This window comes from Curtobacterium sp. VKM Ac-2922, from assembly GCF_022815645.1.
Lineage (GTDB): Bacteria > Actinomycetota > Actinomycetes > Actinomycetales > Microbacteriaceae > Curtobacterium.
In genome coordinates this window covers 168,715-188,389 of sequence record NZ_JALGRO010000008.1, presented here as the reverse complement: position 1 = coordinate 188,389, position 19,675 = coordinate 168,715, and the positions used below count along the sequence as shown (strand labels likewise).

Annotated in this window: 21 protein-coding genes; 13 read left to right on the top strand and 8 right to left on the bottom strand. The window is 71.7% G+C overall.

Annotation, left to right across the window (positions count from 1 at the left end):
• Positions 1 to 9: 9 nt before the first annotated feature.
• Positions 10 to 1,074, bottom strand: coding sequence for a putative sulfate exporter family transporter (locus MT346_RS11310; RefSeq protein ID WP_243563165.1), 1,065 nt, complete (start codon positions 1,072 to 1,074; stop codon positions 10 to 12).
• A gap of 32 nt (positions 1,075 to 1,106) precedes the next feature.
• On the opposite strand from MT346_RS11310, the gene MT346_RS11305 reads away from it, so the two are divergent.
• The 4 genes from MT346_RS11305 to MT346_RS11290 all read left to right on the top strand — a co-directional run bounded on the left by MT346_RS11305 (position 1,107) and on the right by MT346_RS11290 (position 4,286).
• Positions 1,107 to 1,562, top strand: a complete 456-nt coding sequence (locus MT346_RS11305; protein ID WP_243563164.1) for an SRPBCC family protein — start codon at positions 1,107 to 1,109, stop codon at positions 1,560 to 1,562.
• A gap of 93 nt (positions 1,563 to 1,655) precedes the next feature.
• Positions 1,656 to 2,150, top strand: a complete 495-nt coding sequence (locus MT346_RS11300; RefSeq protein WP_243563163.1) for a chorismate mutase — start codon at positions 1,656 to 1,658, stop codon at positions 2,148 to 2,150.
• A 62-nt stretch (positions 2,151 to 2,212) separates the two neighbouring features.
• Positions 2,213 to 2,821, top strand: coding sequence for a TetR family transcriptional regulator (locus MT346_RS11295; protein WP_243563162.1), 609 nt, complete (start codon positions 2,213 to 2,215; stop codon positions 2,819 to 2,821).
• A 226-nt stretch (positions 2,822 to 3,047) separates the two neighbouring features.
• Positions 3,048 to 4,286, top strand: a complete 1,239-nt coding sequence (locus MT346_RS11290) for an ice-binding family protein (RefSeq protein ID WP_243563161.1) — start codon at positions 3,048 to 3,050, stop codon at positions 4,284 to 4,286.
• Between the two features lie 79 nt (positions 4,287 to 4,365).
• Here the strand turns inward: MT346_RS11290 and MT346_RS11285 are convergent, their stop codons facing one another.
• Positions 4,366 to 5,118, bottom strand: coding sequence for a GAF and ANTAR domain-containing protein (locus MT346_RS11285; protein WP_243563160.1), 753 nt, complete (start codon positions 5,116 to 5,118; stop codon positions 4,366 to 4,368).
• 179 nt (positions 5,119 to 5,297) lie between these two features.
• Between MT346_RS11285 and MT346_RS11280 the strand changes: the two genes are divergently transcribed.
• Positions 5,298 to 6,428, top strand: coding sequence for an acyl-CoA desaturase (locus tag MT346_RS11280; RefSeq protein ID WP_308221894.1), 1,131 nt, complete (start codon positions 5,298 to 5,300; stop codon positions 6,426 to 6,428).
• Between the two features lie 19 nt (positions 6,429 to 6,447).
• On the opposite strand, the gene MT346_RS11275 is transcribed toward MT346_RS11280, so the two are convergent.
• The gene (locus MT346_RS11275) at positions 6,448 to 7,080 is read right to left on the bottom strand and encodes an RNA polymerase sigma factor (protein ID WP_243563159.1); all 633 of its coding nucleotides are present in this window, start codon (positions 7,078 to 7,080) and stop codon (positions 6,448 to 6,450) included.
• Between the two features lie 218 nt (positions 7,081 to 7,298).
• Between MT346_RS11275 and MT346_RS11270 the strand changes: the two genes are divergently transcribed.
• The gene (locus MT346_RS11270) at positions 7,299 to 9,470 is read left to right on the top strand and encodes a phosphocholine-specific phospholipase C (protein WP_243563158.1); all 2,172 of its coding nucleotides are present in this window, start codon (positions 7,299 to 7,301) and stop codon (positions 9,468 to 9,470) included.
• Between the two features lie 70 nt (positions 9,471 to 9,540).
• Here MT346_RS11270 and MT346_RS11265 read toward each other — a convergent pair whose 3' ends face one another.
• The gene (locus MT346_RS11265) at positions 9,541 to 10,005 is read right to left on the bottom strand and encodes a hypothetical protein (RefSeq protein ID WP_243563157.1); all 465 of its coding nucleotides are present in this window, start codon (positions 10,003 to 10,005) and stop codon (positions 9,541 to 9,543) included.
• A gap of 72 nt (positions 10,006 to 10,077) precedes the next feature.
• Complete coding sequence (locus tag MT346_RS11260; protein ID WP_243563156.1) at positions 10,078 to 10,857, bottom strand: L-threonylcarbamoyladenylate synthase; 780 nt, start codon at positions 10,855 to 10,857, stop codon at positions 10,078 to 10,080.
• Positions 10,858 to 11,161: 304 nt separating this feature from the next.
• Here MT346_RS11260 and MT346_RS11255 point away from each other — a divergent pair, with 304 nt between their 5' ends.
• The gene (locus MT346_RS11255; protein WP_243563155.1) at positions 11,162 to 11,815 is read left to right on the top strand and encodes a hypothetical protein; all 654 of its coding nucleotides are present in this window, start codon (positions 11,162 to 11,164) and stop codon (positions 11,813 to 11,815) included.
• Between the two features lie 98 nt (positions 11,816 to 11,913).
• Complete coding sequence (locus tag MT346_RS11250) at positions 11,914 to 12,411, top strand: DUF2087 domain-containing protein (protein ID WP_243563154.1); 498 nt, start codon at positions 11,914 to 11,916, stop codon at positions 12,409 to 12,411.
• A gap of 36 nt (positions 12,412 to 12,447) precedes the next feature.
• On the opposite strand, the gene MT346_RS11245 is transcribed toward MT346_RS11250, so the two are convergent.
• From MT346_RS11245 to MT346_RS18425, 3 genes are all read right to left on the bottom strand, one after another.
• A complete protein-coding gene (locus tag MT346_RS11245; RefSeq protein ID WP_243563153.1) occupies positions 12,448 to 12,924 on the bottom strand; it encodes a DinB family protein in 477 nt (158 codons plus the stop codon).
• Complete coding sequence (locus MT346_RS11240) at positions 12,921 to 13,787, bottom strand: SDR family oxidoreductase (protein ID WP_243563152.1); 867 nt, start codon at positions 13,785 to 13,787, stop codon at positions 12,921 to 12,923. The genes MT346_RS11245 and MT346_RS11240 overlap by 4 nt, the downstream gene beginning before the upstream one ends.
• 226 nt (positions 13,788 to 14,013) lie before the next feature.
• Complete coding sequence (locus MT346_RS18425; RefSeq protein WP_243563151.1) at positions 14,014 to 14,745, bottom strand: FadR/GntR family transcriptional regulator; 732 nt, start codon at positions 14,743 to 14,745, stop codon at positions 14,014 to 14,016.
• Positions 14,746 to 14,831: 86 nt separating this feature from the next.
• Between MT346_RS18425 and MT346_RS11230 the strand changes: the two genes are divergently transcribed.
• From MT346_RS11230 to aqpZ, 5 genes are all read left to right on the top strand, one after another.
• Positions 14,832 to 15,734, top strand: coding sequence for a proline iminopeptidase-family hydrolase (locus MT346_RS11230; protein WP_243563150.1), 903 nt, complete (start codon positions 14,832 to 14,834; stop codon positions 15,732 to 15,734).
• 117 nt (positions 15,735 to 15,851) lie between these two features.
• Positions 15,852 to 17,243 carry an APC family permease gene (locus MT346_RS11225; RefSeq protein ID WP_243563149.1) on the top strand — a complete coding sequence of 464 codons (1,392 nt, stop codon included), beginning with the start codon at positions 15,852 to 15,854 and terminating at the stop codon, positions 17,241 to 17,243.
• On the top strand, positions 17,240 to 18,169 hold the full coding sequence (locus tag MT346_RS11220; RefSeq protein WP_243563148.1) for an acetamidase/formamidase family protein: 930 nt from the start codon (positions 17,240 to 17,242) through the stop codon (positions 18,167 to 18,169). The genes MT346_RS11225 and MT346_RS11220 overlap by 4 nt, the downstream gene beginning before the upstream one ends.
• A 188-nt stretch (positions 18,170 to 18,357) precedes the next feature.
• Positions 18,358 to 18,816, top strand: a complete 459-nt coding sequence (locus MT346_RS11215) for an Asp23/Gls24 family envelope stress response protein (RefSeq protein ID WP_243563147.1) — start codon at positions 18,358 to 18,360, stop codon at positions 18,814 to 18,816.
• Positions 18,813 to 19,604: an aquaporin Z gene (aqpZ, locus tag MT346_RS11210; RefSeq protein ID WP_243563146.1), complete on the top strand. Its 792-nt coding sequence runs from the start codon at positions 18,813 to 18,815 to the stop codon at positions 19,602 to 19,604. Before MT346_RS11215 ends, aqpZ begins: the two co-directional genes overlap by 4 nt.
• The last annotated feature ends 71 nt before the right edge of the window (positions 19,605 to 19,675 follow it).

Genomic DNA, 19,675 nt, shown 5'->3' with positions numbered 1-19,675 from the left:
CCCACGACGCTACAACGCGCCCGTCACCGTCATCAGCGCCAGGCTGGACCCGGTGACGACGAGCCAGAGCACCAGGCCGAGCACGAGCGGGCGGAAACCCGCGCGGCGGAAGCCCGCGACGTCGGTGGACAGGCCGATCGCGCTCAGCGCCACGGTGATCAGGAACGCGGCGACGGTCGAGATGACGGGGTGGACCGGGCCGGGCAGGACCCCGGTGGAGTTCACCGCCGCGGCGATGACGAAGCCGATCAGGAACCACGGGACGAGTCGGTACACCCGGCGGAGCGTCCAGGGCTGTCGCGGGACCGCAGCGGCACCGTGGTCCCCGGCGCGCTCGGCGGCGAGCCGGGCCGCCGCTTCCTCGCGCCGCCCGACCAACCACGCCAGCCCGAGCACGATCGGGATGATCATGAGCGTCCGCACGAGCTTGACCACGACCGCGAAGTTCGCCGCCTGCGTGCCGTAGGTGCTGGCCGCGGCGACGACCGACGACGTGTCGTTCACCGCGGTGCCGGCGAACAGCCCGAACGCGTGCTGGCTCATGCCGAGGGCGTGCCCGACGACCGGGAACACGATCACCGCCGCCACGTTGAACAGGAAGATCGTCGACACGGCGTACGCGACCTCGACCGACACGGCGCCGATGACCGGGGTCACCGCGGCGATCGCCGACGCCCCGCAGATGCCGGTCCCGACGCCGATCAGCGTGCGCAGGTTGCCGACGACCCCGAGCAGCCGGCCGACGCCCCACGCCGCCAGCAGACACACCACCAGCGTGCCGAGCATGACCGGCAGTGACTCGACACCGACACCGACCACTTCGAGCAGGGACAGCTGCGCACCGAGCAGCACCACGGCGAGCTGCAGCACGAACTTGCTCGCGGTGGTGATCCCCGGTCGGAAGCGGTCGGTCGGACGGCGCACCATCCCGATCACGGCACCGAGCACCACGCCGCTGACGGGCGCGCCGACCACGGGCAGGAACCGGCCGATGACCGTGGCGACCACGGCGATGCCGGTGGCGACCGCGAGACCGGGGGCGAGCCTCCTGGCCGTTTCCATCGTCGACGTCACCAGGCCATCCTGCCCTGCGCCAGGATCGGAGCATGACCGTGTCGTTCCGCATCGTGACCGAGCTCGACGTGCCACCGGAGCGCGCGTGCGCGATCTCGCTCGACATCGGCGCGCACGAGCGGTCGATGGTGGACAGCGGCGAGCGCGCCGTGGCCGGCACGACCAGCGGCACGATCGGGCTGGGCGAGTCCGTCACGTGGCGCGCACGGCACCTCGGGATCGTCTGGCGGATGACGTCGCGGATCACCGCACTGGAGGCTCCACACCGGTTCGTCGACGAGCAGGTGCGTGGTCCGTTCGCCCGGTTCCGGCACGAGCACCGGTTCGAGCCGTCGGCCCGCGGCACGCGGATGGTGGACGAGATCGTCTTCCGCGCACCGCTCGGACCGCTGGGGCGGCTGGCCGAGATCCTGGTGCTCGGGCGGTACCTGCCGCACCTGATCCGGGTGCGGAACGCCTCGCTCGTCCAGCAGCTGCGGGCGGACTGAGCGCTCCTTCAGCGCCCACGGCCTGCGTGTCGATGTACCGTCGTGTTCATCAGACGATCGTCTGACGCCGCGACGATCGACAGGAGCCCGAGCGTGCACGACCGGATCGTCGCCGACGGACTGGCCGCCGTGCGCCCTCTGGTCCTCGCGCGATTGCGACTGGCGGGTCGCATCGCCGAGCACAAGTGGCTGCTCGGCCTGCCGATCTCCGACCCCGAGCGAGAACGCGCCGTCCTGGATCGTGCCGAGGCCGCGGCGTCATGCCGGGGCCACGACCCCGCGATCGTCGCCCGCGTCGTCGGGTCGCAGATCGACGCGAGCAAGTTCGTGCAGCGCGCCCTGTTCACGCGGTGGACCGACGATCCCTGGACCGCACCCACGGTCGCGGCGGACATCCGATCGCTCCGACGGCAGGTCACCGCCATCGACGATGCGCTCGTCGATGCCGTCGGTGCCGCGGCCGCCATCGCCGACGATCCCGGGTGTGCGGCACGGGTCCGCGACGAGCAGGAACGTCCCGACGACGCGCTGGACGCGGTCCACCGGACGGGACTGCGCCTGGCGTGGGCGGCGTTCTGCCGGAGGTGAGCCTCGCTTGCTCCTACACTCGGAAGCCAGGTCCGGCGGCGGTCCGGAGACGGAGAGGCAGTGTGAACCAACGGCAGGCAGCGATGGCGGCGTCGCGTGAGGCGATCGTCCTGGCAGCGGGCGGCACCTTCGCCGCGCACGGGTACGAGGGCGCGAGCTTCTCACGGGTCGCCGAGGCGATGGGCAAGCCCAAGTCGGCGGTCGGCTACCACCTGTTCCCGTCGAAGCTCGCCCTGGCGACGGCGGTGGTCGAGCGGCAGCAGGAACGCTGGGCGGCGACCGAGGCGGAACTCGACGACCCGGCCGGGATCGAGCGCCTCACGGCGATGCTCCTGGCCACCAGCATCGAGGCCCGGACCGACCCCGTCGCTGCCGGCGCCGTGCGGCTGCTGCACGAGCTGCTGCACTCCGAGCTGCCCGTGCCACGCGGCTTCATCTGGTCGACGTTCATCCGCGCGCAGCTCGCCGCCGCGGCCACCCGGGCGGGCATCCCCGAGGCGTCGCTGCCCGAGCACGCACACCACCTGCTGCTCGAGGCGACCTTCGGCCTGGTGACCACCGGTCGGCGCGAGTCGGACGCCGAACTCGCGCGACGGCTGCGTGCGCTGTGGGTCCCACTGCTGGTGTCGTTCGGCTTCACGGACGCCGAACGGCTCGTCCCCGCGGCCTGAGCACGCGGCCTGGCGTCGTCTCCGGCCTGGCGTCGCCTCCGGGCTGGCTCGTACCCCGACGCGTACCCCGTCGGCAAGTCGCCCGACAACGCTGTCCCCCGCGACCCGGCAATCTCCTGTATCACCACAGAACGGTCACTGACAGGCGCACACTGGCCCGACCGGAGAACGTTCTCACGTCGTCGACGTGCAACCCAGTGCCTCTCCCGCTCAGACAGGGGCCCACATGGCCACGTCCCGTTTCCTCCGACCCACGATCATCGCCCTCACCGGCATCGGTCTCGCCGCCTCGATGGCGATGATGACCACCTCTGCCGCCTCGGCCGCGACCGTCATCAGCGGCCCGATCAACCTCGGCACCGCCGCGACCTACGGCGTCCTCGGCGCCAGCGCCGTCACGAACACCGGACCGTCCGTCATCAACGGCGACCTCGGGTTGTCCCCCGGCACGTCGATCACGGGCTTCGGTGGCGCTCCGAACGGCACGGTCAACGGCACCACGCACCAGACCGACGCCGCAGCGACGCAGGCCCAGCGCGACACGACCACGGCGTACAACGTCGCCGCGTCGCTGTCCCCGACACAGACCGGCCTCACCGAACTGAACGGGCTGTCGCTCTCCCCCGGCGTCTACTCCGGTGGCGCGCTGGCGCTGGCGAACAACGGCGCACTGACCCTGGCCGGCAGCGCGAACTCGGTCTGGGTGTTCCAGGCCGCCTCGACGCTCACCATCGGGTCCGCGAGCGAGATCACGATCACCGGTGGCGCGAGCTCGTGCAACGTGTTCTGGCAGGTCGGCAGCTCGGCCACGGTCGGTACCGGCGCACAGTTCCAGGGCACCGTCCTGGCACAGCAGTCCGTGACGGCCACGACCGGTGCGACCGTGCAGGGTCGCCTGCTCGCCCGCGTCGGCGCCGTGACCCTCGACACGAACACGATCACCGCCTCGACCGGCTGCCCGCCCACGGGCACGACGTCCGAGTCACCGACGATCACGTCCGGTACCCCCACCACGGCCACCGCCGGCACCCCGTACAGCTTCCCGGTCACCGCCACGGGCACGCCGACGCCGACCTACACCGCGACCGGACTGCCCGCGGGCCTGACGATCAACGGCACCACGGGCGTCATCTCGGGCACCCCGACCACGCCGGGCTCGTCCACGGTCACGATCACCGCGTCGAACGGCACCCCGCCGAACGACACCCAGACCGTGGTGATCACCGTCCAGCCGACCGCCACGACGTCACCCACCCCGACGCCGTCCGCTCCCGCGACGACCCCGGCCACACCCGGGGCGACCCCGACCGCCACGGCAGGCGGCGGCGGGAACACCCCGACCGGCCAGCTCGCCTTCACCGGCAGTGACCCGACCGTGCCCCTCGGCATCGCGGGCGCACTGCTCGCGGCCGGCATCGGCATGGCCGTCATCGCCCGACACCGCCGCCGCGCGGGCCGCATCTAGCGGGTCCTGCACGACGCACACGACCCCGGTTGCCAGTGGCGACCGGGGTCGTGTGCATCCCGAGCGCGACCGGGGCGGGTCAGCTCGACCGGGGCGCGTCAGGCGTGCCGGCTGTCAGCGCGTCCAGCGGGAGCTCCCCCGTGGCCACGTCCGACGCGACGTCGCTCAAGCGGCGCTGGTTGGCACGGGCGTACCGGCGGAGCAACTCCCGCGCGGCCTCCATCTCGACCCCGAGCGCCCGTGCCAGGTAGCCCTTCGCCTGCTCGACGACCACACGGCTCTCCAGCGCGCGGCGCAGCTGGTCGGCGGTGGTCTGCGCCGTGGCGATCGTCCGCTGCTGCACCACGCTGATCGTCGCGACGTCGGCCAGCGCCTGCGCAGCACGGGCATCCGCGCCGTTCAGGGCACCCTCGGTCTCGCGGAACAGGTTGAGCGACCCGATGACCTCGTCACGCAGTCGCAGCGGGATCGCGTGGACGCCGGGGAACCCCCGCTCCTGTGACGCTGCGGCGAACCGGGGCCACCGTCGCCGCAGTCCCTCCACGTCCTCGCTCGTCACGAGTTCCCCCGTCGTGACGGCCGCGATGCAGGGCCCCTCGCCGGCGTCGAGCTGCAGCAGGCCGATGAACTCGCCGCGCTCGCTGGTGGACGCGACGACCTCGAGTCGGCCCTGTTCATCGAGCAGGTGGATCGCGCCGGCAGCGGCGTCGAAGAGCTCGACGGCCCGGTCGACCAGCGTCTGCAGGACGTCCACCACGTCGTAGTCGGCGATCAGGCTGTCCGTCAGCGTGACGAACGTGTCGACGAGGCGACCCTCGCGTGTCTGGAGCATGGGTCATGACTCCTGTCAGTCCGTGCGGTCTGACCGTACCGTGTCGGCGGGCAACCGACATCCATGACCACTGCTCAGAGTTGCACCGCGCATCGCACGCGCCATAGCGTGGTGGATGCAGCCCCAGCCCCCGGCCGCCCGACCTGCGGCCACCGGCCGGACGACGACCAGGGAGAACCATGACCACCGAGCTGCCTCTGTCCACCCAGGCTCCGGCTGCCCGCCCGTACCGGTCCACCGGTCCGGGCGACGGCAAGCGCACCGGCGGCACCTCGACATACGCCGCGCTGCTGGCCCAGGTGAAGGACGCCGGGCTGCTGCGCCGGCGCCGCGGGTTCTACTGGTCGATGTTCGCCGGCCTGGTGGTGGCACTCGCCGCGTGCTGGGTCGCGTTCGCGATGCTCGGTGACTCGTGGTTCCAGCTGATCGTCGCGGGGGCACTCGGGATCATCTTCACCCAGTTCGCGTTCCTGTCGCACGAGCTGGCGCACCGTCAGGTCTTCGAGTCGCGCAAGTGGAACGACCGCGCCGGACGCGGCCTCGGCACCTTCGTGGTGGGCTTGAGCTACTCGTGGTGGATGAACAAGCACACCCGCCACCACGGCAACCCGAACACCGTCGGCAAGGACCCGGACATCGCCCCCGACGGCGTGGTCTTCATCCCCGAGGACGCGGCGAAGGTCACGGGTCCGATGCGCGCCGTCATCCGTCACCAGGGGTGGTTGTTCTTCCCGCTCCTGACCCTCGAGGGCATCAACCTGCACCGGCACGCCGTCGTCTCCGTGCTGCGCGGCGCCGACGGACGGCCGGACCCGCGCGGCCGCATCACCGAGGGCGTCCTGCTCGTGGCACGGTTCGCCATCTACCTGACCGTCGTCTTCTGGTTCCTGCCGTTCGGCATGGCCTGCGCGTTCCTCGGCGTGCAGCTCGCCGTGTTCGGCGTGATGATGGGCGCGTCGTTCGCCCCGAACCACAAGGGCATGCCGACGATCGCCCACGACGCCAAGGTCGACTTCTTCTCGCGGCAGGTGCGCACCTCCCGCAACATCCGCGGCGGCTGGTGGGTGTCGTTCCTGATGGGCGGCCTGAACTACCAGGTGGAACACCACCTGTTCCCGTCGATGCCCCGCCCAGCCCTCCGCCAGGCCCGCGATCTGGTCCGCGCACACTGCGACACCCTCGACGTGCCGTACACCGAGACCACCCTGCTGCGGTCCTACGGCATCGTCGTCCGGTACCTCAACCGCGTCGGGCTGAGCGCCCGCGACCCGTTCGACTGCCCGATGGTCACGGAACTCCGCATCAACTGACGGAGCGGGCACGGACCGCTCACCGCCAGGGCGCGAGCGCCTGTTCCACCACGACCCGGGCGCGCGCCAGCAGCCCGCGCACCGTCGACTTGGGCAGCCCCATCGCCTCGGCGATGTCGTCGTAGGAGTGTCGCTCCAGGTGCCGGAGCTCCCAGCAGCGCCGCTGCACGGCCGGCATGCCGTCGAGCACGCGCTGCGCGGCCACGACCAACGAGGCCCGCTCCGCCACGTCACCCGGTGCGAGTTCGGACGATGCCGGCACGGACTCGTCCAGGTCGGCACGCCGCTGCACCGCCGCGCTCCGCAGGCGGTCGAAGGCCCGTCGTCGGACCGTCGTCACGAGCCACGCCGTGATCGCGTCACCGTCCGTCACGCCGTCCAGGTGACGCCAGGCGGCGATGAACGTCTCCTGCACCACGTCGTCTGCCTCACTCGAGCCCCGCAGGATCCGCGTCGCGACCCCGCGCAACAGCTCGGCGTTGCGTCGGACGATGGTCGCGAACGCGCGGTCGTCCCCGGCCACGGCGCGGCGCACCAGAGCGTCACCGGACTCCGGCAGCTGCGGCCGGGCGGGAACGCGCTGCCGTCGGACGGGAGGCTCGGGGAACGTGACCGGACCGGCGAACGTCGGGTACGGGGCAGTGATGGTCATGTGGTTCCGCTCCTCGGGGTGGTTGCGTGAGGATGTTTCGGAACCGCAGGAACTGACGGCGGGGCAGGGCAGGGCCCCAGAGCGGGGGGCGTGGCGACACTCCGAGGACTCTCATGGGCTCGCCGCCCGCGCGTCACACCAGCGCAACGCCCGGTTCAGTCCACGCCACTCTCCTGGTCGACGACGTCCCGTCCTCGATCAGGAAGGCCAGTTGCACCATGAGCACCTCCAAGCCAGAGCGCCACGCTCCCGCCGTCGGTCCCCTCGCCGCCCCACCGCTCACGCCCGACGCGACGCACCCCCAGACGGTCCGCTCCGGCCTGAGTCGTCGGACCCTGTTGCTCGGCGGAGCCGCTGCCATCACCGCCGGTGTCGCCGCGGGTGCGTCGTTCGGTCGCGGAGCAGCGCCCGCCGCAGCAGCCACGGCACGTCGGACGGGCACCGTGCGGGACGTGCAGCACGTGGTGGTGCTGATGCAGGAGAACCGGTCGTTCGACCACTACCACGGCACGATGCCCGGGGTCCGGGGGTTCTCGGACAAGCAGGCGCTCGAGTTCCCCGGCGGTGGCGACGTGTTCCACCAGCCCGCGCCCGCCCGCACCGACGGCGGCGTGATGCTGCCCTTCCGCCTGGACACCACGAAGTACAACGCGCAGAACGCCGGCGGCCTCGACCACTCCTGGTCGGGTGGCCACACCGCGTGGAACGGCGGCGCCTGGGACCGGTGGGTCGACGCCAAGAGCGCCCAGACGATGGGGTACTTCACCGACGAGGACATCCCGTACCAGCGCGCGCTCGCCCGGGCCTTCACGATCTGCGACGACTACCACTGCTCGGTCAACGGGCCGACCACGCCGAACCGCCTGTACCAGTGGAGCGCGACCGTGAACGCCAGCGGCGGCCTCGGCGGTCCGGCGACGGACAACCCGGCGGACTACGAGCCCGTGTACCGCTGGGGCACGTACGGCGAGCGCCTGTCCGCCGCGGGGGTGTCGTGGAAGACGTACGCGAACGACGAGGTCGGTGACAGCGGCAGCGACCCGTACGTCGGTGACTACGGCGACAACCCGCTGTGGCTGTTCCAGCAGTACCACGACGCCCTCGCGTCGACGGACCCGGCCAGGCGTGCCCTGGCGACGCAGGGCGGGCTGCACGACGGGTGGAAGCCGAACTCGGGCAAGGGGCTCGACGTCGGGCACCTGCTCGGGGACTTCGGGCGCGACTGCGCGACGAACTCGCTCCCCACGGTCTCCTACGTCGTCGCGCCGTACGGCTGGTCGGAGCACCCGGCCGCCAGCCCGGACTACGGCGCGCACTTCACGAACGCCGTGGTGCAGGCGCTGTTCAGCAACCCGGAGACCTGGGCCTCGACGGTGCTGCTGGTGAACTACGACGAGAACGACGGCTACTTCGACCACGTGGTCCCGCCGTTCCCCGAGCCGGGCACTCCGGACGAGTACGTCGAGGGGCTGCCCGTCGGCCTGGGTGCCCGCGTCCCGATGACCGTGGTGTCGCCGTGGAGCCGCGGCGGGTGGATCGACTCGCAGGTCGCCGACCACACGTCGGTGATCCGGTTCCTCGAGCACGTGACCGGGGTGACCGAGCCGAACATCTCCACCTGGCGCCGGACCGTGTCGGGTGACCTGCTGAGCTGCTTCGACTTCACCGCGCCCGACACCTCGGTTCCCGGAACGGACGTGGTGCCGGACCTGACGCACACCGCCACGCTCGTCGCCGCGGCCGACGCCGACGCGGCGAAGCCTCCGATCGAGCAGCCCGCTCCGGGTGCCCAGGTCATGCCGGTGCAGGAGACGGGGGTCGTCCGTCGTCGGCCGCTCCCCTACCGCCAGCGCGCGGACGTCACGGTCGACCGTGCCTCCGGGATCGTGACGGTCGTGATGGGCAACGACGGCGACCAGGGCGTCTGCCACCTGGTGTACCCGAACACCGCGCTCCCCTTCGCCGCGACACCGCACACGCTCGCCGGCGGGGCCGAGGCCCGGTGGACGTGGCAGACGGCTGCCACCGCCGGGCGGTACGACGTCAGCGTGTACGGACCGGACCGGTTCCTGCGGCGGTTCGCCGGCACCGTCGTGGCGGGGTCGGGCACGGACGTCGCCGTACCGCACGCCCAGCTGGACCAGATCCCGGGTCGTACCCCACGCCTCCGCGTCGTGCTCGAGAACGCGGGACGTCCCGAGGTGCGCTTCACCGTCGTGGCCAACGACTTCGTGACGCACCGGGCCACGGCCCGTGCCGGGCACGGTGGCCGGACCGCGATCGACTGGCCGCTCGATGCCTGGGGGTACTACGACTTGGTCGTGACGGTCGACGGCGACGCTGACTTCCGGTACCGCTTCGCCGGACGGGTGGGCGGTCCGCGGCGCTGACCACGCGCGTGCGACCCACTCCCGGGGCACCGCACGGCCGATGCGGTCGTGCGGCGCCCGGGTGTGCGGCTCAGCGCAGGGTGATCTTCGGCGAGCGGAACGTGTACACGACCCAGTGCTGGAGCCGTGTCGAGATCGGGCCGGTCGACCAGCGGTAGTCGTACCCGTTCGAGCACGCGAAGTCGCTGTAGGCCGACGTCGTGTACGTCGCCGGGTACGCCAGCCGGACCTGCAGGCTGGTCCAGACCGGCAGCCCGGACTGCGGCAGGTCGACGCAGCGCGACCACCCGGGCCGACCGGTCACGGGGTCCGGCCCCTGCAGCAGTACCGAGGTCACGACGTCACCCTGTCGACGCATCTGGGTCGACAGGGTGACCGTCACCGCGTGGTGCGCGGCGACATCGGATGTGGTCGTCGGTGCCGCCCACGCGGCCGGCGTGGCCCCCAGGACGGCGCAGGTGACCAGCAGGGGCGCTGCGCTGATCGCGACGAGGCGGGAACGCCGGAGTGGTGTGCGGAGACGAGGAACAGGCATGACGATGTCCTTCCAGAGCGACGGTTCAGGGATGTGGCTCGGTGCGTCGGGGAGGCGGAGTCGTCGGACGGCTCAGTGGTACTGGCCGTGGCGGTGGTCCCAGCTCGGGAACCGGTCGGACAGGAACCGCATGATGCGGTCGAGGTCGAGCCCCTTCCGGATCAGCGACGGCGCGGGCGTCACCGACCGGGCCCCGTGCTGCTCGGGGACCAGGTGTCCGTCCTGGTCGACCATCGAGACCATGACGCCCTGCTCCCACCGGGTGTCCGCATCACGGTCCGGCTGGATCGACGCGACGTAGTCGTCCGCCTCGACGAGCAGGTCGGCAGCGGCGGAGATGCGCTCCCCGATGCCGGCGAGCACGCCGCGGTTGCCCTGCCCGGACGGGTTCGCGGAACTGGCGAACGACAGCAGACCGTGCCGCTCCCACAGGTCGCGCGCGATCGCCTCGGCCGGCACACCGAACCGGATGACGAAGCACGACGTCGATCGGGCGTCCATCACCAGCTCGCGAGAGCCGTCCGCGGGGATGCGCCGTTCGCCGCTCGCGCGCCAGGGCAGGATGCACCCGAGCAGCACGTCCTCGTCCCAGCACCGCTGGTACAGGGCGTCGATCTCGGGATTCGTCTCGGCGAGTTCGTGCAGCATCTCGAGCGAGCTGACCAGCACGACGCCGGGCTTCGAGAGCGGCCGCTGCTTGGCGTCGAACTTCCGCTCGAGGCCGCGGCGATCAGTCGTCATGACGATGTAGCCGACCTTCGTGGGCGCGACGACCATCCCGCCGGGATCGCCGAGCCGTTCCACCGCCTGCTGGCGGACGTGGTCGTTCCAGTGCATCGGTTGTGTGGTCAAGACCGCCTCGTTCCGTTCGGGGTGACATCGATTTCGCAAGACGATCGTATGGAGCAGGACAGACACCTCCCACGGCTCCCAGGGCTTCGTCGGCACACTGCCCCGGGGCCGAGAGGACGCTCAGCCCCGAGGCCTCCGGCGGGGTGGAGTTGCACGCTGCACTGAGAGCCGTTTCATCAGACGTTCGTCTGGCCGGACCCCATGGTTCGTGTCGACGCCCTCGGCTGGTTGCCTGGTCGATGCCCGCCGACCGGACCATCGGTGCCGGGTGATCGTCACCCGATCAGGATCTCGAAGGGCTCCGATGATGGAACACTCCGTCCGACCACGCACCACCACACGCGCGCCGAAGAACCTGCTCGCGGCCGCCGTCGTCACGGCGGCAGCGCTGCTCGCCGTCCTCGTCGCGCCGGGACCCGCAGCGTTCGCTGACGCCGCCGACCACCACACCGCCGCGCAGACCGCCGTCATCACCTCGATCGAGCGTGGCACCGTCGCCGCCGACCTCGACGCCGGTCGGGTCTCGACAGCGGCGCTCGAGCAGCTCGCCACCACTGGGTTCACAGCCAACGGCCACCGGGTCGCCCCGTGGGCCGACCTCGACGCCTCGAGCACCACGGCCGCCGAGTCCACCGCGGGACACCTCACCAGGAACGACGTCCGTCAGGTCACGTCTGCACCGGCCGCGAGCACCGGCGCCGCCGGGGGCATCACCGAGAGCAAGCACTGGTGGAACAACCACGAGTACTTCATCTCCGGGCAGGTCGTCCGGGTGATCATCACCGTCGGCGCCGGCGTCTACCTGGCCGCCGTGTGCATCAGTCTCGACCTGTCGAAGGTGTCGTGCGCGGCGCTCGGCGCACTCGTGGCCGGCGCGGCTGAGTTCATCAAGAGCGGCGGATGCGGGCGCGGCTACTGGTTCGACTTCCCGCTGGTGTGGAAGTCACACTGCGGTTGATCGCAGCGTCCAGGACGAGCGGTCCGGCGGACGTCGCCGGGCCGCTCGTGCCGTCCCCCCGGTCCGCGGCGGCTGCGACCCGGGCCATCATGGTCACCATGAGCAAGCGACACCGCGACGCCCTCGCACGCGCACGACAGACAGCCGCAGTCCTGGCCGACCCGAAGCTGCGCGACGCCGTCACCCGAGCAGGGACCGCCGGTCCAGACCGTGCGCCGCAGGCACTCGCACACTTCGACTGGATCCGTACGGACGGCTCCGTGGACCAGGAATTGCTGCGCGACACCGCCGCCGGCCTGCGTGACCTGCTCGACCCCTCGGCGCTCCTGCAGTTCGAGCGCATCGACCCGCTGCCCGTCAACGAGCCCGCACGGCACCGCGTCTGCACCGCGGTCCTCGACACCGTGGCGCAGCGGCTGGGGCGACGCACGAACGTCCCCGAAGCCGTGCTGAACGCCGCGATCGCCATGTTCGCGGCCGACGTGTCGACCATCCGGCGCGACGGCGTCGACCTGGGACTGCTCGTGCGCACGCTCGACGGTGGCTCGTACGCGTTCGCCGACGGCCAGGACGACGACGATCCGGCCCGGCCCTGACCACCACGGAACACACCCGCGGCCGACGGACACGGATCAGGTCGACGGCTGCCCGGCAGCACCACCCGCGTACAGGTCCCGCAGCAGCGCCGCCTCGGCACCGTGGTGGACGAGCTCGTCGACGACGTGCAGCACGAACGACCGCCGGGTCGCATCACCGTACGGTCCGGCGACGGCGCCGATCGGCTCACCGAGCGTGCCCGCCCGCTCGCGCACCAGGTCGGTGAACGCGGCGATCGCGTCGCCGAGCGCCGCCCGCGCTGCAGCTGCCGAGGACACGGGCCGGGCCGAGTCGCCCTCGGCGCGGGTCGGCTTGCCCAGCCAGGTCCGGTTCCGCTCCTCGGTGAGCGTGGCGGTGACGTGGTCGAGCCGCCACCGGATCGACACGTCCGGGTCGCCCGGTACCGGCCTCCACGACCACTCGTCGTCGGTCAGCCCCACCATCCGCTCGACGAGACGCGCCGCCGCGTACTCGAGCAGCTCGAGCACGTCACGGTCGGCGTCCGCACTCACAGCCCGAACCCGCCGTCCGAGGTCAGCACCTGTCCGACGACCCAGCTGCCGCGCGCCGTCGCCAACCAGCCGATGAGCGCTGCCGGGTCCTGGGGCCGCCCGACCCGCCCGAACGGGGTGCTCGCGACGTACGATTCCAGGTCCTCGAGCGACCGGTCGGTGGTCTCGGGGTCCATGTAGCCCGTGTTCACCGGTCCGGGGTTGATCGTGTTGAGCACGATCCCGAGCTCGAGCAGTTCCGCGGCGACCGTGGCGGTCACCCCGGCCAGGGCGGCCTTGCTCGCCGCATAGGCCACCTCGCCGCGCATCGCACCGTGGATCTGGCCCGAGGTCATCCAGAACACGTGCCCCTGGGCCTCGGCGTACGGGCCGTTCCCCGCGATCCGGTCCCCCGGGCGTCGGGGTTCCTCGGCGACGGGTGCGCGACGTCGGGCGAACTCAGCGGTCAGCAGCATCGTCGCGCGCGTGTTGACCTCCCAGAACGCGGTGAGCCGCTCGGGCGTCATGTCGAGGATGCTGCCGTCGTCCCCGCTCTTGGCGTGGTTGCACACCAGCACGTCGATCGCGCCGGTGAGTGCCGCCGCGGCCGAGATGACCTCGGGCACGGTCGAGGGGTCGGACAGGTCGGCGGACACGTCCGCGAACCGGGCGCCCTCGACCAGTGCGCCGCGCACGCCGTCCCGGACCGCGTCCAGGTCGTCACCACCCCACGGCAGGTCGAGGTCGTGCGGCCGGTGGTGGTGGATGACGACGTTCGCCCCGAGGGTGGCGAGCTCGGTGGCGACGGCGAACCCGATGCCGCGGCGCCGTGAGACGCCGGTGACCAGGGCGGTCTTGCCGACCAGGGGCAGGTGTGCGGACATGGTGAACCTCTCGAAGGGCGCCGGGAGTCGGCGCGGGTGGGGATCGGAGACGGTTCAGCGGCACTGCATGCTCGACACCCTACCCACGGCCGCGCAGCAGCGCGAGCGTGCTGCCGAGACTCGCCCCGGCGGACAGTTTTCGGCGTCCGTACGCCGGAAACTGTCCGCCTGGCCGAGTCTCGGCGGCGGGCAGCGGGCGGCGGGCAGCACGCACGGCGCAGCGCTGCTACCCCTGCGGCACCTGCCCCGCGCGCAACATCGCGCGCTCCAGCAGCTCGACGTCGATCCCGACGTGCCGGCGCGCGATCACGCCCGCCTCGGCCGCCCGACCGTCGCACACGGCGTCGACGAGTTCCTCGTGCTCGCGCAGCGCACGCTGCTCCATGTCGGCCATGCCGTCGACCATCCCCCACAGGTGCGCCGGCGCTGCGATCGAGATCTGCGACTCCAACGTGGCGAGCGCCGTGCGCAGGGCGTCGTTGCGCGCCGCGTCGATGATCGCCCGGTGCAGCAACGCGTCGGCCTGCTGCTTCTCGAGCCCGGAGGCCGCATCACGGAACGAGGCCAGGTGCGCCCGGATGGTCCCGGCGTCCACCGCCGTCGCACGCTCGGCTGCGGCCGTCGCCAGGGCCCCGTGCAGCAACGCGATCGCGTCGGCGGTGTCCTGGATGCCGGCCCACCGCGCCAGCAGCACGCGGCCGACCGCCTGGGACGACGAGTCGGGCCACTGGGTCCGGACGAAGGTCCCGCCCCCGCGACCCCGGCGGGTCTCGAGCAGTCCGCGGTCGACCAGCCGCGCGAGTGCCCCGCGCACGGTGACGCGTGCGACGCCCAGCAGCGCCGCGAGTTCCCGCTCCGGGGGCAGCCCGGCGCCGGGCAGGTACTCGCCCACGGCGACGGCGGTGACCAGCCGGTCCTCGACCTCGTCGACCCGCGTCTCGGTCCCTCGATCGGACACCCGCACCCGCCTTCCCCTGTTACGGCCAGGTTAAAGCAGGTGAAAAGGTCTTGCCTGGGACCTTTTCCGGGTCCATGCTGACCCGCATGCCCAGCACCACCGAAGCGACCATGCCCTTCCGGGACGGCGAGACCTGGTACCGGATCACCGAGCCCGACGTCCCGACGCTCGGCGCCCTGCCCCTGGTCGTCCTGCACGGCGGCCCCGGGATGGCGCACGACTACCTGCGCAACCTGGCGGCCCTGGTCGACGAGACGGGCCGCACCGTCATCCACCACGACCAGTTCGGCTGCGGCCGGTCGAGTCACCGCCCGGACGCGCCGACGGACTTCTGGCAGCCGCAGCTGTTCGTCGACGAGTACACCGCACTCGTGGCTCACCTGGGGCTCGGGGACCACCACGTGCTCGGACAGTCGTGGGGCGGCATGCTCGGCGCCGAGATCGCGGTGCGTCAGCCCGCACACCTGCGCAGCCTGGCGATCTGCAACTCCCCCGCGTCGATGCAGCTCTGGGTCGACGGGGCCGCCGAGCTCCGCGCGCAGCTGCCCGCCGACGTGCAGGACGCCCTGACCCGGCACGAGGACGCCGGCACCACCGACGACCCGGAGTACCTGGCCGCGACCCAGGTCTTCTACGAGCGCCACGTGTGCCGTGTCGTCCCGATGCCGCAGGACTTCGTCGACTCGGAGACCCAGATGGAGGCCGAGCCGACGGTCTACCACACCATGAACGGCCCCAACGAGTTCCACGTCATCGGCACGATGCGCGACTGGACGGTCGTCGACCGGCTCGACGCCGTCACGGTCCCCACCCTGGTGGTCGCCGGCGAGCACGACGAGGCCACCCCCGCCACGTGGGCGCCGTTCGTCGAGCGCATCGCCGACGTGCACCAGCACGTCTTCGCCGGCGCGAGCCACTGCTCGCACCTGGAACAGCCGGCGGAGTTCCGCCGGGTCGTCGCGGCCTTCCTGGCCGCGCACGACGACTGAGCCGACCACCCCACCGGCCTGGAGGCCCCTGCCGGACCCCGCCACGAGCCTCCCGTCCGTCCCGTCCCACCCCCACCCCCACCCCAGCACCGTCCCTCCCACGAAACGGAACCCGACATGTCGCAGCAGCACACCGAGCTCTCCGCGCAGCAGCAGCTCGAGGCGTACGGCTACAAACAGGAGCTCAAGCGCTCCGTCTCCACCACCGACCTGCTGATCTACGGGCTGGTCTTCATGGTGCCGATCGCCCCGTGGGCGATCTTCGGCACCGTCTACAACGCGTCCTCGGGGATGGTGCCGTTGGTCTACCTGGTCGGCCTCGTCGCGATGATCTTCACCGCGCTGGCCTACGCGCAGATGGCGAAGTCGATCCCGTTGGCCGGCAGCGTGTTCTCGTACGTCGGCCGGGGCATCCACCCCACCGCGGGCTTCTTCGCCGGCTGGGCGATCCTGCTCGACTACCTGCTCGTCCCGACGCTGCTGTACGTGTTCGCGGCCGAGAGCATGGTCGGGATCTTCCCGGGCACCCCGCGGTGGCTGTGGGCGCTGGTGTTCGTGGCGATCAACACCGTGATCAACCTGCTCGGGGTGTCCTCGCTCAAGCTGGCGAACCGCGTCTTCCTGCTCATCGAGCTCGTCTTCGTGGTGGTCTTCGTCGTCATCGCCGTCACGGCCCTGACCGGCGGCACCGTCCCGGACGCGTCGTTCAGCACCGACCAGGTCTGGGACCCGGCCAAGGTGTCCGCGCCGCTCATCGCCTCGGCCCTGTCGATCGCCGTGCTGAGCTTCCTGGGCTTCGACGGCATCTCGACCCTGTCCGAGGAGTCGACCGGACGCCGCGGCGGTGCGGGCACGGCGATGATCCTGGCGCTCGTGATCGTGGCGTTCCTGTTCGTCGTGCAGACCTGGCTGGCCAGCGCCCTGGCCGGCGGCCGCGCGTCGTTCTCGGACAGCGAGGCCGGCAACGCGTTCTTCACCATCGTGCAGCAGGCGTCCTCGAGCGGGTGGGCGACGGCCTTCTTCGCCGTCAACGTGCTGGCCGTCGGCATCGCGAACGCCATGGCCGCGCAGGCCGCCACCAGCCGGCTGCTCTTCTCGATGAGCCGCGACCGGCAGCTGCCCGCCTTCCTGCACCGGCTGAACGGGCGGAAGGTCCCGCAGAACGCGATCATCGTCGTGTCAGTGCTGTCGGCGGTCCTGGTGCTGTTCTTCGTCGGCCAGATCGACACGATCTCGTCCCTGGTCAACTTCGGCGCCCTGTTCGGGTTCATGCTGCTGCACGTGTCGGTGTTCGTGCACCACATGGTCAAGGGCCACTCGCGCAACTGGCTGCTGCACCTGGTCGTACCGCTCATCGGGTTCCTGATCATCGGGTACGTGCTGCTCAACGCGGCGGTCGAGGCCAAGGTCGGCGGCATCGTCTGGTTGGTCGTCGGCGCCGGCGTGTTCCTGTACTACCGTCGCACCGGCCGGTCCACCCAGGTCGGCGCCGAGGGAGACGTCGCATGACCCCGGACCACTTCCTGCCGAACACCCTCGGCCGCCCGGGCTTCGCTGCCGATCGCCAGCCCGTGCTGCGGGTGACGCCCGGCACCGGCGAGACGATCGGCTTCGAGACGACGGACGCCGTGTACGCGGAGCTCGACGACCACCACGACCTGGCGCAGCTGCAGGCACCGATCAACCCGGTCACCGGCCCCGTGTCCGTCGAGGGGGCCGAACCGGGCGACACCCTGCTGGTGACGATCCACGCGATCGAGCTCACCACCCACGGCTGGTCCGTGTCGCTGCCGGGGTCGGGCGCGCTGCAGCACCGGATGGGCGACACGGTGTTCGCGCGCCGCTGCCCGATCGAGGACGGCATGGTGCAGGTGTCCGACCGGCACCGGTTCCCCGTCCGCCCGATGATCGGCTGCATCGGCACGGCGCCCGCCGAGGGCGAGAACTCGACGATCATGCCGGCGTACCCGGAGGGCGGGAACATGGACGTCACCGAGGCCCGCCCCGGCTCCACCGTGTACCTGCCCGTCCGCGTGCCCGGTGCACTGCTGTCCATCGGGGACATCCACGCGCTCATGGCCGAGGGCGAGTCGTCCTTCGTCGCGATCGAGGCCCAGGGCACCGCCATCGTCTCCGTCGACCTGGTCAAGGGCGGTCCGACGCTCCGGGCGCCCCGCATCGAGACCGAGGACGCCTGGCTGTTCGTCGGGCTCGGCGACCCCGTGCAGGAGAGCGTCCGCCGCGGGTACGAGGACGCCTTCGCGTTCCTGGTCGACGAGCACGGGTGGAGCGCCGAGGACGCGTACGCGGTGCTCAGCGCCGTCGGTGACTCGAAGCTCGGCGGCCCCACGGGATCGGTCGCACCCGACCCGCTGCACCCGTTCGCCGCGGTCGGGTCGGTGACGCTGCACCGGGTCCCGAAGGCCGTGCTCTGACCCGCAACGCGCCAGCCGGTTCCCGCGGACGCGTGCGCCATCGGGGGACAACGGCGGCCGATCCGGCGCACTTCTCTGGGAGAACCCTCGAAGAGTCCACGACCGTGTGACTTCCGTCGACCTCGCCCCGTCTCCCTCGTGAACAGCAACCGCTGGGAACGCCCGGCGGGTCAACGAGAGGAAACGACATGGCTGACACCACGACCACCACCCCGAGCACCGCCGCGGCCACGCGCAGCGGCCAGCACGCCGGCTCGAACGGCGTCGCCGGAGCGACCCACATCGACGAGACCGTCGTCGAGAAGGTCGCCGGCATCGCCGCCCGTGAGGTCAACGGCGTGCACGGACTCGGCTCCGGCGCAGCCCGTGCCATCGGCGCCATCCGCGACGCCATCGGCCAGCACGACCACGGCCAGGGCGTCAAGGTCGAGGTCGGCGAGAAGCAGGTCGCCGCGGACATCACCATCGTCGCCGAGTACCCCGTCGCGCTGCAGCAGGTCGCCGACGGTGTCCGCAGCTCGGTGACGCGTGCGCTCCAGCAGATCGTCGGCATGGAGGTCGCCGAGGTCAACGTCACCATCCAGGACGTCCACATCCCGGGTGACGACGACGACAACGACGACAAGCAGGAGTCGCGCGTCGAATGAGCCCGCGCAACGAACCCGTCAGCGAGTCCACCTCCGAGCAGCGGCGTGAGGACGCCGCCGACTGGAGCCCGCTCGCCCGGTACCTGTCCGAGTTCTTCGGCACGTTCCTGCTCGTCCTCGGCGGTGTGGGCACCGCGCTCTTCGCCGCGAACTTCCCGAGTGACACGAACAACTCCTCCGGTGTCGGGTTCCTCGGTGTGGCGCTGGCGTTCGGCCTGACCGTCATGGCGGGGATCGCCGCTGTCGGGCACATCTCCGGCGGCCACTTCAACCCGGCGGTCACCCTGGGGCTGCTCGCCGCAGGTCGTACCGACGCCAAGCACGTCCCCGGCTACCTGGTCTCCCAGGTCCTGGGTGGCCTGGCCGGCACGAGCGTCATCGCCATCGTGCTGTCCGGCAAGCGCGGGGCCTTCGCGGCCGCGCAGGACGCCGGCTTCGCGTCGAACGGCTTCGGCGCTCACAGCCCCGGTGGCTACGGCCTGGGTGCGGTGTTCCTGACCGAGGCCGTCCTGACCGGCGTCTTCGTCGCGGTGATCCTCTCGGTGACCGCGAAGCGCGAGTACCAGGCGCTGGCGCCGATCGGCATCGGGCTGACGCTGACCCTGATCCACCTGGTCAGCATCCCGATCAGCAACACGTCGGTGAACCCGGCCCGTTCGATCGCGAGCGCGGTCTACGGCGGCGCTGCTCCCCTCGAGCAGCTCTGGGTGTTCATCGTCGCGCCGATCATCGGCGGCGTCGTCGCCGGTGCGATCGTGCGGCTGGCCCGCCGGCGCGAGCTGGCGTGACCACCGGTCGCGCGCCCTCCTGATCCGGGCGTGCGACCACCCGCCTAAGGGGCGGCCCGGTGCCAGCGGGC

Excerpts from the sequence above, each read along its gene's own strand:
- MT346_RS11220 (WP_243563148.1), top strand. The coding sequence starts at position 17,240 with ATGACCCCGGACCACTTCCTGCCGAACACCCTCGGCCGCCCGGGCTTC.
- MT346_RS11290 (WP_243563161.1), top strand. The coding sequence starts at position 3,048 with ATGGCCACGTCCCGTTTCCTCCGACCCACGATCATCGCCCTCACCGGC.
- MT346_RS11255 (WP_243563155.1), top strand. The coding sequence starts at position 11,162 with ATGATGGAACACTCCGTCCGACCACGCACCACCACACGCGCGCCGAAG.
- MT346_RS11250 (WP_243563154.1), top strand. The coding sequence starts at position 11,914 with ATGAGCAAGCGACACCGCGACGCCCTCGCACGCGCACGACAGACAGCC.
- MT346_RS11280 (WP_308221894.1), top strand. The coding sequence starts at position 5,298 with ATGACCACCGAGCTGCCTCTGTCCACCCAGGCTCCGGCTGCCCGCCCG.
- MT346_RS11225 (WP_243563149.1), top strand. The coding sequence starts at position 15,852 with ATGTCGCAGCAGCACACCGAGCTCTCCGCGCAGCAGCAGCTCGAGGCG.
- MT346_RS11275 (WP_243563159.1), bottom strand. The coding sequence starts at position 7,080 with ATGACCATCACTGCCCCGTACCCGACGTTCGCCGGTCCGGTCACGTTC.
- MT346_RS11285 (WP_243563160.1), bottom strand. The coding sequence starts at position 5,118 with ATGCTCCAGACACGCGAGGGTCGCCTCGTCGACACGTTCGTCACGCTG.
- MT346_RS11215 (WP_243563147.1), top strand. The coding sequence starts at position 18,358 with ATGGCTGACACCACGACCACCACCCCGAGCACCGCCGCGGCCACGCGC.
- MT346_RS11305 (WP_243563164.1), top strand. The coding sequence starts at position 1,107 with ATGACCGTGTCGTTCCGCATCGTGACCGAGCTCGACGTGCCACCGGAG.
- aqpZ (WP_243563146.1), top strand. The coding sequence starts at position 18,813 with ATGAGCCCGCGCAACGAACCCGTCAGCGAGTCCACCTCCGAGCAGCGG.
- MT346_RS11270 (WP_243563158.1), top strand. The coding sequence starts at position 7,299 with ATGAGCACCTCCAAGCCAGAGCGCCACGCTCCCGCCGTCGGTCCCCTC.
- MT346_RS11265 (WP_243563157.1), bottom strand. The coding sequence starts at position 10,005 with ATGCCTGTTCCTCGTCTCCGCACACCACTCCGGCGTTCCCGCCTCGTC.
- MT346_RS11240 (WP_243563152.1), bottom strand. The coding sequence starts at position 13,787 with ATGTCCGCACACCTGCCCCTGGTCGGCAAGACCGCCCTGGTCACCGGC.
- MT346_RS11230 (WP_243563150.1), top strand. The coding sequence starts at position 14,832 with ATGCCCAGCACCACCGAAGCGACCATGCCCTTCCGGGACGGCGAGACC.